6 protein-coding genes are annotated in these 13,021 nt (G+C 43.6%); 3 read left to right on the top strand and 3 right to left on the bottom strand.

Features of this window, described 5'->3' with window-relative positions; all coding sequences use genetic code 11:
- The first annotated feature begins 63 nt into the window (after positions 1 to 63).
- Both egtB and H4K34_RS15170 read left to right on the top strand, forming a co-directional pair.
- Positions 64 to 1,251 (top strand): ergothioneine biosynthesis protein EgtB, encoded by a 1,188-nt coding sequence (gene egtB / locus H4K34_RS15175; RefSeq protein ID WP_246452131.1) that lies wholly within the window; start codon positions 64 to 66, stop codon positions 1,249 to 1,251.
- Entirely contained in the window at positions 1,244 to 2,182 is a 939-nt protein-coding gene (locus H4K34_RS15170; protein ID WP_210758236.1) for an L-histidine N(alpha)-methyltransferase, read from the top strand. The genes egtB and H4K34_RS15170 overlap by 8 nt, the downstream gene beginning before the upstream one ends.
- On the opposite strand, the gene H4K34_RS15165 is transcribed toward H4K34_RS15170, so the two are convergent.
- Positions 2,179 to 3,897 carry a sodium:solute symporter gene (locus H4K34_RS15165; RefSeq protein ID WP_210758235.1) on the bottom strand — a complete coding sequence of 573 codons (1,719 nt, stop codon included), beginning with the start codon at positions 3,895 to 3,897 and terminating at the stop codon, positions 2,179 to 2,181. The genes H4K34_RS15170 and H4K34_RS15165 overlap by 4 nt on opposite strands.
- A 94-nt stretch (positions 3,898 to 3,991) precedes the next feature.
- Positions 3,992 to 6,484: a PIG-L family deacetylase gene (locus tag H4K34_RS15160; RefSeq protein WP_210758234.1), complete on the bottom strand. Its 2,493-nt coding sequence runs from the start codon at positions 6,482 to 6,484 to the stop codon at positions 3,992 to 3,994.
- Positions 6,485 to 6,661: 177 nt separating this feature from the next.
- On the opposite strand from H4K34_RS15160, the gene H4K34_RS15155 reads away from it, so the two are divergent.
- Positions 6,662 to 10,270, top strand: coding sequence for a S8 family serine peptidase (locus H4K34_RS15155; RefSeq protein WP_210758233.1), 3,609 nt, complete (start codon positions 6,662 to 6,664; stop codon positions 10,268 to 10,270).
- A 61-nt stretch (positions 10,271 to 10,331) separates the two neighbouring features.
- Here the strand turns inward: H4K34_RS15155 and clpB are convergent, their stop codons facing one another.
- Positions 10,332 to 12,947, bottom strand: a complete 2,616-nt coding sequence (gene clpB / locus H4K34_RS15150; protein WP_210758232.1) for an ATP-dependent chaperone ClpB — start codon at positions 12,945 to 12,947, stop codon at positions 10,332 to 10,334.
- Positions 12,948 to 13,021 lie beyond the last annotated feature (74 nt).

Here is a 13,021-nt window from a genome sequence, read left to right as displayed (position 1 = left end):
TGGGCGGTTTTTTATTGCTGATAAAATTCACAAAAGCTAAATTACCCTATCATAATTCAGCTAGTGAACAGACAAGAAAAGCTGCGTATTCGCTATCAAGAAATACGACAGCACAGCCTGCAACTCATGGCTCCACTTCAGGAAGAAGACTATTTGGCCCAAAGTACTTTTGAAGCCAGTCCTCCCAAATGGCATCTTGGTCATTGTACCTGGTTTTTCGAATACCTGGTGATTCAGGCCATAGAAGGAGCTAAATTTCAAGCCATTGATGAGCATTACAGCTATTACTTCAATAGTTATTATGAGGCCCTAGGTCCGAGGGTAGATCGCGCTGCACGTGCATCCTTAACCCGACCCTCCTTAAATGAAGTGCGGGAATACCGGCAAAAGATCGATGCCAAAATTGAAGTGCTTTTAAATGGACCTGATTTAGACCCTGGCATTTTGGATACTCTCGAATTGGGCTTAAATCATGAGCAACAGCATCAAGAGCTATTTCTAACCGACTTTAAGAAAGCCCTGGCACAACAGGCCTTTTATCCGGTCTATGATCCCGGTTTTAAGGAAGATCGAAATCCAAATGCTACAGAAAAAGGATGGATTCATCAGCAAAGTGGGATTTATGAAATGGGAACGAATGGTCCCGACTTTCATTTTGACAATGAAGGACCCCAGCATAAGGTTTACCTCAATGCCTATGCTATCTCCAAAGGCTTGGTCAGTAATGCTGAGTGGCTCGAATTTATGGAGGAGGGCGGCTATCAAAAGCCTGATTATTGGCATTCGGATGGATGGGCCTGGCGTATGCAAGAAAAGATTGAAGCCCCATTGTATTGGGTACAAAAAGACGGGCAATGGTACCGATTTAGCTTGAGCAGTTTAGAACAGCTTCCTTTGGACTCCCCTGTTACCCACATTAGTTTTTATGAGGCTTATGCTTATAGTCGCTGGTGCGGATTGCGTCTGCCCACTGAAGCGGAGTGGGAAATTGCCAACAAACAATTTAGCTGGGGCGATCGTTGGGAATGGACTAATAGTGCCTATTTACCTTATCCGGGATATCAGGAATATGAAGGTCCGGCTCGCGAATACAATGGCAAGTTTATGGTCAACCAAATGGTATTACGAGGGGCTTCCATTGCCAGTCCTGAGGGCCATTCACGCGAGACCTACCGCAATTTTTTTCATCCCTGGTTCCGTTGGCAATTCACCGGCTTAAGGCTGGCAAAAGACATCCATCAAAATGAGTGATTTCCTAAGAGAAGTAATCGAAGGCCTAGAGGCCAATGACAAATATTTACTTTCCAAATACTTTTACAATAGCGAGGGCGACCGCCTCTTCCAGCAGATTATGCAATTGGATGAGTATTATCTGAGTCGCGCCGAAGCCGAAATTCTTAAAGAACAATCGCCGCAGATTTGTGCCCATTTACCCAAACAAGGATTTCGCTTGGCCGAACTAGGGGCTGGTGATGGCACCAAAACTCGCTATTTGTTGGAAGCCGCTTTGGATGCAAAAAAAGAATTTAGCTACCATCCTATCGACATCTCTTCCAATGCCTTGGAAATAATCAGCACCAATCTGAACCACTGGCTTCCAGAGCTTGAATTTGAGCCTATGGCTGATGAGTACTTTTCGGCTTTAAGCCGATTGGCCCAAATGGATGATAAGGCCTTATGCGTGCTTTTTCTGGGTAGTAATATTGGAAATTTCCGCCGCGATAATGTGGATGTCTTTATGAGCCACCTGCATCAAAGCTTAAAACCTAGAGATCATCTCCTATTAGGAATCGATCTTAAAAAGGATCCCAATAAAATTTTAGCCGCGTACAATGATAGTATGGGTATCACCGCTGCCTTTAACTTCAATATCCTGCGTCGCATTAATGATGAATTAGGTGGGCAGTTTGACCTGAGCAAATTCCGCCATTATAATAACTATGATCCGCATAGTGGCGAAAGCCGCTCTTATCTCCTATCTCTGGAAACTCAGGATATCTACATTGAAAAAGCTGGAAGGAGCTTTCATTTCGACCGCCATGAAGCTATTCATACGGAGACCAGTCGAAAATACAGCCCCCGCGATTTACAGCAATTAGCCGAAAAACATGGCTTTAAGATTGAACAGCGCTTTAGCGACAGTCAAAATTTCTATGAGGATCAACTTTGGATTCGACTTTAAGCCTTCTTAGGACCAAGGGCCTGAAATAAAAAGCTAAAGAGCATTACCAAGCCACAGCCAATTACATTATACCAGAGGTATTCCACCTGTAAATTACCTAGGAAGGGCCAGTTGTACACTTGTGCAAAATGGATGATAAGCACCGCAGCCTCCGCAATTAGAGCTGCATAAAATACCACTCCACCCTTAATACGCTTGATAAAAAAGGCTACCAGGAATATCCCCAATATGGTTCCATAGAAGAGCGATCCCAGCACATTCACCATTTCGATCAAATTATCAAAGAGATTGGCGACCAAGGCAAAGCTGATTGCCAATAGACCCCAGAACACCGTTAGTGCTTTGGAAATCCACAATTGTTGTTTTTCGGTGGCTTCCTTATGGAAAAGTCGATTATAAAAGTCTACCGAAGTGGTAGTAGCCAGGGCATTCAATTCACTAGAGGTGCTCGACATAGCTGCGGAAAATATCAAGGCGATAATGAGTCCGATCACCCCCACAGGCAAATAGTCCATCACAAAATTGAGGAAGACATAATTGGTGTCCTTAACCTTAAATTTCGGATCGGCCTTTAAAAGCAAATCCTTTACCTCAGCTCTTAATTCTTTATCCTCATTCAATCGCTTCAGGAAAACCTCGCGGGAAACCGTCTCATTACGGAAGTTATCCTGCTCCAAAGCAATCTCATATTCGGATCTACTGGCTTGCAGTTCGAAATAGTTTTGATCGTAGCGCCTCTCAATATCCCGCAATTCATCGGCATATTCTGTTTGCTCCAAACGCTCTAATGCCACCTCATTAAAGAAAACCGGTGGTTTCACATAGAGATAGAATACAAATACTAAAACCCCAGTAAGGAGGATAAAGAGCTGCATTGGGATTTTAAGCAAGGCATTAAACATCAGACCTAAACGGCTTTCGCGGATGTCTTTACCACTGAGATAGCGCTGCACCTGACTCTGATCGGTTCCAAAATAGGACAAGGCTAAAAACAAACCTCCGGTTAAACCACTCCAAACGGTATAGCGCTCTTTGAGATCGAAATCAAAGTCCAAGATTTCCATTCTACCTGCTGATCCGGCCAATTTGAAGGCCGTACCTAAATCCACATAATCTTGAATGCGGATGGCTAAGAGTATAAATGCCAGGGCCATCCCCGAAAGGATAATTCCCATCTGTAATTTTTGGGTAATACTTACGGCTTTGGAACCTCCGGTAACGGTATATACAATCACCAAGAAGCCCACAAATAAATTGGTGAACTGAAGGTTCCAGCCCAGGATAGTAGAAAGAATAATGGCCGGAGCAAAAATGGTTAATCCGGCAGCCAGACCTCTTTGTACCAAGAAAAGTAAGGCGGCCAAAAGACGGGTTTTTAAATCGAATCGCGACTCCAAATACTCATAGGCAGTATAAACCTTGAGGCGATAATAAATGGGGATAATGAAGGCGGAAATTATCACTAAGGCAATAGGCAATCCGAAATAGAACTGCACAAAGCGTAAACCAGACTCATAGCCTAATCCAGGGGCACTTAAAAAGGTGATGGCCGAAGCCTGGGTGGCCATTACGGATAAGCCAATGGTAAGCCAGCGCATTTCATTACCACCCCGCAGATAATCGTTTAGATCGCGCGACTTACGTGTGCGCCAGGTACCATAGGCTACTATGGCAAACAAGGTTCCAAAAAGAACAATCCAATCCAGCGTGCTCATCTAGGCGTAGTATGCGGTAATTAGATAATAAAATACGATCTGCAGAAAGAGAAACATGAGTACCCCACTGTAGATCTGGCGCCACTTGAGCTTATCAGGGGTTTCCAGTTTCATAGGATATCATATTGGCTAATAATCTGTAGGCTCCGGATACACCGGCTGGTAATTCTCGGAAGAATGAAATTCCGGTATACATAAAGGCGCCCTGGCCATAGTTTGCAATTAATAATCCACCTAAGCGATCGGGTTCTCCCTTATCATGCCAGGCCAATGGAGTGGTATAAGCTTCATCCCAAGAATCGGCAAAGTACAGTCCTCTTTCTTGAACCCAATTGTCAAAATCTGCTTTCACGATTTTATTAGGACGATTGAGTAGCGGATGTTCGGCATCGGTAAAACGAACTTCTGCCTTTTCCTCCGTAACCCGCTCGCGGGAAATGCTGAAGGGATATGGGGCAAAATCTGTCCCCTGGAAATTTCGAGCGCGGGTATTATATTGTACAATCACATTCCCTCCTGCTTTCACATAATTCATTAATTGCTCCTGCCGCTGCCATAACCAATCTTGGGTATTATATGCGCGGATACCTAATAGTACAGCCTGAAACTGACTTAAATCGGTTTCGCGCATACTCTGCTCATCGAGGATGGTGACTTCATAGCCCATCTGTACTAAGGCTTCCGGCACCTTATCACCCGCCCCAACTATATAGGCTACTTTCTCGCCTTTCTTTTTAAGATTTAAGGGGTATAGACTGATGCCCGGGTTTTCCAAAACCATGCGTTTGTCGATATGGGGATAATCGATCTCCACTAAATTTTGCAAGGGTATTAATTGAGTCTCTTCGCCCTCCTTTTTTTGTTGCAAAACAATTAGTGAAGTAGGCCCGGCTCCCATTTTGGGTTTAATGCTGAGCTTTTGGGTTTGCCAATCTCCTTTGGCTTCAAAATTCAATTCAAAGCTTGAAGGACTAATCTCCCATCCTTCGGTCATTAAGCTAATGCTGTATTTTCCGGCTTTGAATGCTCTAAAATCCAGATTCAATTCTTGTGCCTGATCATCCAGGAAAAAGAGTTTAGCAGTATTACTCTTTACCGTGAGCTCCGGCACTATCATTAAAGGTCTTTCAATTTCACCATCCACCCGATCCGAAAATTTATAGCGAACAGGAACATAGAGACTAAATGCCTTTTCCTTGTAATACACCGATACCTGGGCACCTCCATAAGGAGCAGTTTCGGGCTTTAATTGCCAATCGGCTACCGGAGTAGAGAACATATCTTCATAGGGCGCTCTTAACCAATAGGGTTGGGAGCTCACCATTTCATCATCCAGAATATCCCCTTGCAGAGGAGCTTCCATCAATACATTAGTGCTTAAATCTACCGGACCGGTTTTCGCTTTATACTCAGACTTCCATTCTGATAGTTTTTCGATTTGAATGGGCAAGGGACTGCGTTGAATGGCTCTAGCCGTGTATTTAGGCTTTTCGCCTCCCACCACGTATTCATTCTCAGCCAGAATTTCCAATTTCAAGCCAATACATTCAGCAGCCAATTGATTAAGTTGATCGACTAAATAGCGACTTTCTAAAATTCGTTTACCTGCGTTCATGCGAAGCTTTGCATGCAAATCCAAAATGGCCTCCAAAGATTTATAAGGAGCCTGAGGGTCGAAATTGGCTTCGATGGCCGCCAGTCCTTCTGCAATATCAGGGTAACCATAATCCTTCCAATTCATGGGTAAACCCGCAAAAATGCTGGATTCAGGAGCCTCTCCTTTCATGAGTTTCAAATACTCATTCTGGCTACCACGATCCACAGCCACTCCAAAACCCTGGCTTTTATGCTGACTACGACTGTAACTCGCCAATTCATTACAAGACAAGCCTAATTCAGGAACGTAGGTGCCAACATCTACCACATAATAAGTAGGATCATTGGCTGCGATGCTATCTAATTTTGGTTCCCACCAAGAACTGTGGTTCCAGAAAATCCGACTTACCTGCCAGGCCTCCAAATTGGTTTCCTTAAAAGCTTTAGGGTCGGCGGCTTTGTCGAAGGCCTCCAAAGCCAACATCGCACTGGCAGTATGATGACCATGACCAGCTCTGGAATCCGGTGGAAAGCGGGTGATTATGATATGAGGGCGGAAATAACGAATTACTCGCACTACATCACTTAAAACTTGTTCTTTATCCCAATGCTCGAAAGTTTCCTCAGGATTCTTGCTGTATCCAAAATCTACCGCCCGACTAAAAAACTGTTGTCCACCATCCAGGTTTCGAGCTTGCATCAATTCTTGGGTACGTAAAATCCCAAGCTCAGCTCCCAGCTCTGTTCCAATCAAATTTTGACCACCATCACCTCGTGTAAGGCTCAAATAGGCAGTTTGGGCACCAATATCATTCGCCAACCATGAAATCATGCGGGTATTTTCATCATCCGGATGAGCGGCTAAATAGAGTACCCTTAAGGGGTTTTGCAATTGATGAACATGGTGTAATATGGCAGAGGAAGCGGTCGCTTGAGCAATACTCAGAATTGAATACAAACTCAAGGCCAGCGAGAATACTATTTTACGCATTTGGTGCTTTAAAAATTGGAATTCAAATCTACTAATCCAGAATCAAAGGCTAAGGTTCATGCTTATATTCTTATGAGGTGATAGTTCCTGCTAATTGGCTTTGACCCAAATCTCTATTCTATGTAAAAGAAATGTTAATGATTATGGAGTATATTTACGGACCCTAAAATTATCTCTATGAAGAAATTGATACTTCTCGGACTACTATTTTGTGGCCAAATCCTCTCTGCCCAAAATACCGAAAGTCAAAAACCAATTCTATTTCTAAACGAAACTGTTGGAGCCGATGCCATTGACAATGGTCGAAATATCAGCTTTAGCTCTTACCGTTATGTCCTTGTTCAGCATACAAATTTGAAGGTTGGACAGGATTTATTTGGTTTTGAAACCCTTGATTATATCCCTCATAATGCCGCCTTTGCTCGGGTAAGCCAAGCAAACTATGCTCAAGCAAAAGCCAATTTGGAAAATGCCGGGGGTAGAGTTTTCAATTTGAAAGATGCCTGGCGTTTATCTAAACCTCTCTATACTCATAATTATAATGAGTGGGCCTGGGCCGCAGATGGTCAAAGTTTAATTCTGTGGGTACAATACTTCCCAGGAATCAGCCATTTGAATGTGCTTCAAAACTTACAAAGTCAGGGCATTGAGATTCTCGATCAGAAAGAAAGTGACCGTCGCTTTGAAATCGTACTCGATCCAGAGCAAATGGACCTACTTCTTGATATGGGCTGTCTTCAGTATATCGAGGAGAAGTATGCTCCGGGAGAACCTGAAAACTATCAGGCTGGAACCAACCACCGAGTAAACTTTTTACAGCAAGCACAATTCAATGGTGGATTGAATTATGACGGAAGCGGAATTATGGTGGCGCATAATGATGCGGGTGGTATTGTCGATCATATCGATTTTAAAGGTCGCTTTACGAGTGGCTCTCCTCTATCAGCAGGTTCTGATCACGGTGATCATACCGCGGGTACCATTGCAGGTGCTGGGAACGGAGATCCTCAAGCAAGAGGAATGGCTCCAGGAGTGGACATGTTTTATCACGAATATCCCGTTAATTTAAATGATGCTGATAATTTATACAGCAGTATTAATGCGCGCTTAACCTCAAACTCCTTCTCCAATGGTTGTAATGGTGGCTACAGCACCTGGTCTCAGCAATTGGATAAAGATGCCTATGACAACCCCAATATGTTACATGTTTTTTCATCTGGTAATAATGGCAGCCAAACTTGTAGCAATAATTACGGAGCCGGAATCGGCTGGGGAAATATTACCGGTGGACATAAACAAGCTAAGAATGTAGTTACCGTAGGGAATGTTACTCACACCGATGGATTAGCCAATTCTAGCAGTCGCGGACCCGCAACTGATGGCCGTATTAAGCCGGATGTTTGTGCGGTGGGAACAGATGTAAATTCTACCTCTGATCTACGAGGACCTAATGGCTACGAAATTAAAACGGGTACTTCTATGGCCTGCCCTGGAGTGACTGGAACTTTAGCGGTATTAATGCAAGCTTATAAAGACTTAAACGGAGGTTCAGAAGCACATGGTTCTTTATTAAAAGGCGTATTGATGAATACTGCCGATGATTTGGGAAATGCAGGACCGGATTACCGTTATGGCTACGGACGTATTAATGCTCGTCGTGCTTATGAAGTATTGGAAAATGGCTGGTTTACTACCGATAGTGTAGGCACTGGTGATTCCGCTACTTTCACTTTCAATATCCCTGCCAATACAGCTCAAGCTCGCTTCATGGTTATTTGGCCGGATCGCCAAGCATCACCTGCCGCAGCTCGCGATTTGGTAAATGATTTAGACATGGAAGTTACGATTGGTGGGAACACTTACCAGCCTTGGGTTTTAAACCCCGCGCCTAATGCCACTACCTTGAACAGCCTGGCTACTCGTCAACGCGATTCCTTAAACAATATCGAGCAAGTGACATTGGATAATCCAGCAGCTGGTAGTGCCTCTGTGAAAATTAAAGGATATAATGTTCCTACCGGTGGAGATCAGCGCTTTTTCGTAATTGCCTATTACGAAAGCACCGAGTTGATTTTAACCTATCCCAATGAAGGTATGGCCTTCCCAACGGGACATTCAGAGTTAATCCGTTGGGATAATGCAGCCAATACCAGTCATACAGTTGAATACTCATTAGATGGTGGCACAAACTGGTTTATGGTTAACACAACCGCAAATGCTCGCCAGGTAAATTGGGTGGTTCCCAATGTAGTAAGCGATAATGTATTCATAAGAGTACGCAATGCAAACGATACCGTTATGGTAGGTCCAATGACCATCATACAAATTCCAGCTCCTATTAACATTATCGCCGCATGTCCAGATAGCGTGCATTTAGATTGGAATGATGTGAATGGTGCTAGTGGCTATGTAGTGTACAAACTTGGCGCTAAATACATGGACTCAGTAGACTATGTAACAGTGTCTGATGCCTGGATATCTCATAATCCTACCGTAGTGGATTGGTTTGCAGTAGCCTCTGTGGTTAATGATACCTCTGTAGGTTTCCGCTCAAATGCCATTGAGAAAAGCCCTGGTGTATTTAATTGTGCAGTACCTACCGATATTGTTTTGGAGCAAGTTCTGAACCCCGGAAAAGCAGAATTACCTAACTGTGTAAGCACTGGTGACAGTGACATTCCTGTATTATTAATTCGCAATACCGGAACTAATACAGTAAGTGGTATCGACGTAGGATTCCGTCGTATCGGTACTAGCGGAGCAAGTGTTGAAACCATTAATCGCAGTTTAAATCCTGGTGATACCTTGATTTATAATTTCCAGAACAATCGGGTGAACCTGCTTAATAATGTGAACTTAAACTATGAGTTCTGGGCCAAGACTAGTGGCGATGGAAATGCCTTTAATGATTCTTTAAAAGCTAATTTCCGTATTGTCGGTAGCGCTTCAACCACCGTACAAGTCCCTTACAGCCAGGATTTTGAAAGCTTCACCAGATGTGTGGAAAACATTACTTGCGAGGCAGTTACATGCCCTCTAACTGATGGCTGGTATAATTATCAAAACCTGGTCGGTGACTTCATTGATTTCCGAACCTGGAGTGGTCCAACCACCAGTTCCGGTACCGGTCCTAATTTGGATTTCAATCCAGGTACCAGCAATGGTCAATACTTATACCTAGAAGCTTCGGGTGATTGTGACAGTGCAGAGGCCATGGTTGTTACTCCTTGTATTGATCTATCATCAACCGCTCGTCCGCATGCCACCATTTACTATCATATGAATGGTACTGAAATGGGAAGATTGGCGGTAGATTTATACGATGGTTATCGTTGGTATCTTGATGTAGCGCCAGCTGTGGTTGGAAACCAAGGTTCGCAATGGCAGCCCTTAACTGTTGACTTAAGCGCACATGTAGGTAAAACCATCAGTATTCGATATCGCGGAAAAACTGGAAGTGGCTTTAGTAGTGATATTGCCATTGATGATTTCTCTGTAGTTGACAGTTCTGGTATTGGAATGAATGAGGAAGTTTTAGCTTCAGGATTACGTATCTACCCTAACCCAGCTAATGGCTTGTATCATTTAAGTAGTGCCCATCCAATCCAAATCCATACTATGGTTCGCATTAGCGATTTAAGTGGCGCTTTGATTTGGGAAGCTCCATTTAATACCAATAGTGGAAACGAAATGGAAATTGATATCCGCGATCGTGCTGCGGGTGTTTATCTTTTAGAAATCACTAATGATGAATTCCGTTCTACCATGCAATTGGTGAAAGAATAAATCACTTTGAAATAAATAAAAAGGCGGCCCGAAAGGAGCCGCCTTTTTTTATGCTTAAATTTTAATCTAAATTCAGATCGATAGTGGCATTATTGAATACCAGCGATTCTTGTTCATCCAAATCCAGGAGGATGACCTCGTCTTTATGAATTTCTCCGGATAGAATCTTCTTGGATAATTCATTCAGCACTCGTTTTTGAATCACTCTCTTCACCGGACGACCACCATATTGCGGGTCATATCCCACATCTGCTAAATACTGCACTGCCGCATCAGTTGCCTCCAAAGTAATTTGTTGATCTGCCAATTGCTTTTTCACTCTATTTAATTGCAATCGTACAATCTGCATCAGATCCTTTTTCTCCAGAGGAAGGAACATAATGCTTTCATCAATCCGATTTAAGAACTCAGGCCTTACCGTTTGACGTAACAATTGCATGAGCTCTGCACGAGTATCTTCATAAACCTGAAATTTATTGGCCCCAGTTATTTCACTGAAGCGTTCCATAATCAAATTGGAACCCATGTTCGAGGTCATAATCACCAGCGTATTCCTGAAATTGGCAACCCTACCCTTATTATCCGTGAGTCGACCTTCATCCAATACCTGTAAGAGGATATTGAATACATCGGGATGCGCCTTTTCAATTTCATCCAGTAGTACCACGGAATAAGGTTTACGGCGCACGGCTTCGGTAAGCTGCCCACCTTCATCATATCCCACATATCCGGGAGGTGCACCAATCAAGCGGCTTACAGAATGACGCTCCTGATACTCGCTCATATCAATGCGAGTCATGGCATTTTCATCATCAAACAAGAATTCCGCCAGGGCCTTGGCCAGCTCTGTTTTACCTACTCCGGTGGTACCAAAGAAGATAAAGCTTCCGATCGGACGATTCTGATCCTGTAAACCAGCTCTGCTGCGTCGTACCGCATCACTTACCGCCATAATGGCCTCTTCCTGGCCCACTACCCTTTTGTGTAGCTCCTGCTCTAGTCGCAATAACTTCTCACGTTCCGATTGCAGCATTTTACTAACGGGAATACCGGTCCAGCGACTTACCACATCAGCAATATCCTCAGAATCTACTTCTTCTTTAATAAGAGCATCACGGTTCTGCAAATCCTCTGCTTCCGCCTCGAATTTCTTCAATTTAGCTTCGGCCTCCTGCAATTTACCATAGCGGATCTCCGCAACTTTACCATAATCACCGGCTCTTTCAGCTTGCTCTGCGCTGAGGCGTAAATGTTCAATCTCCTCTTTAGCCTGCTGAATTCCTTCTACAATAGATTTCTCAGAACTCCATTTCGCATTCAGGCCATCACGCTCCTCATTTAATTGGGCCAGTTCTTCGCGAATAAGATTTTCCTTGTCCTTATCCCCTTCCCTTTTGATCGCTTCTAATTCTATCTCCAATTGCATGATCTTGCGATCGAGGATATCAATCTCTTCTGGTTTGGAATTAATCTCCATTCGCAGTTTAGAAGCCGCCTCATCGATCAAGTCAATGGCTTTATCAGGAAGAAAGCGATCGGAAATATAGCGTTGGGATAATTCAACTGAAGCTATAATTGCCTCATCCTTAATCCGCACCTTATGGTGAGTTTCATAGCGTTCTTTAATACCGCGTAATATGGAAATTGCTGATTCCGTATCAGGTTCAGTTACCAAGACCTTCTGGAAACGACGCTCCAGGGCTTTATCCTTCTCAAAATACTTTTGATACTCATTAAGAGTGGTCGCTCCTATAGCGCGAAGTTCTCCTCTGGCCAAGGCGGGCTTTAGGATATTGGCAGCATCCATAGCACCTTCTCCTCCACCCGCACCAACCAAGGTGTGGATCTCATCAATAAAGAGCACTAAGTGACCATCACTTTCGGTGACCTCTTTTACTACTGCTTTCAGTCGTTCCTCAAATTCACCCTTGTACTTAGCACCTGCCAGCAGGGCTCCCATATCAAGACTGTAAATCTTTTTGTCCTTGAGATTCTCCGGGACATCCCCTTTAATAATTCGATGCGCCATGCCTTCGGCAATTGCGGTTTTACCTACACCGGGTTCGCCAATAAGTATAGGATTGTTTTTGGTTCTTCGAGATAAGATTTGAAGAACACGACGAATCTCTTCATCCCGACCAATTACCGGATCCAGCTTCCCTTCCTCTGCCAAATGATTAAGGTTCTTAGCGTATTTGTCCAAGGCATTGTATTGCTCTTCCGAGGAAGCCGAATTGGCCTGATTGCCTTTCCTCAGCTCCTTTAAAGCTGCTTCCCAACCCTCTTTGGTCAAGCCGCTATCCTTCATCATTCGAGCCACGGTATCAGAACCATCCAAAATACCAAAGATCAAATGCTCTAGAGTGATGTAATCATCTTTTAAAGACTTCGCCTTGTTCATGGCTTTTAATAATGCCTGATTGGCGCTTTGATCCAGATACTGATTAGCTCCTTCTACTTTGGGATAGGATTTCAAAATTCCGCCTAATGCCGAATTAAAGCCATCCTTATTGACGCTCATTTTTGACAAAAAGAAATCGAGAATATTCGCGTCAGCTTCTTGAATTCCTTTTAATATATGACCAGCCTGTATTGCCTGGTGCTGCATTTCCATTGCCAGGGCCTGTGCATGTTGCACGGCCTGTTGGGATTTTATGGTGAATTTACTCAGGTCCATTGCTTGCTTTTTTCTCCTGAACAATCAAATTAAAGACCAAGGCCAAATTTGGCTATTTAGCTGACTACCTGTCT

This window comes from Croceimicrobium hydrocarbonivorans, assembly GCF_014524565.1.
Taxonomy (GTDB): domain Bacteria; phylum Bacteroidota; class Bacteroidia; order Flavobacteriales; family Schleiferiaceae; genus Croceimicrobium; species Croceimicrobium hydrocarbonivorans.
Note: the sequence above shows the minus strand (reverse complement) of the source record. Positions and strands in the feature narration are given on the sequence as shown.

Coding starts and splice junctions, on each gene's coding strand:
- H4K34_RS15170 (WP_210758236.1), top strand. CDS start 1,244: ATGAGTGATTTCCTAAGAGAAGTAATCGAAGGCCTAGAGGCCAATGAC.
- H4K34_RS15165 (WP_210758235.1), bottom strand. CDS start 3,897: ATGAGCACGCTGGATTGGATTGTTCTTTTTGGAACCTTGTTTGCCATA.
- H4K34_RS15160 (WP_210758234.1), bottom strand. CDS start 6,484: ATGCGTAAAATAGTATTCTCGCTGGCCTTGAGTTTGTATTCAATTCTG.
- H4K34_RS15155 (WP_210758233.1), top strand. CDS start 6,662: ATGAAGAAATTGATACTTCTCGGACTACTATTTTGTGGCCAAATCCTC.
- clpB (WP_210758232.1), bottom strand. CDS start 12,947: ATGGACCTGAGTAAATTCACCATAAAATCCCAACAGGCCGTGCAACAT.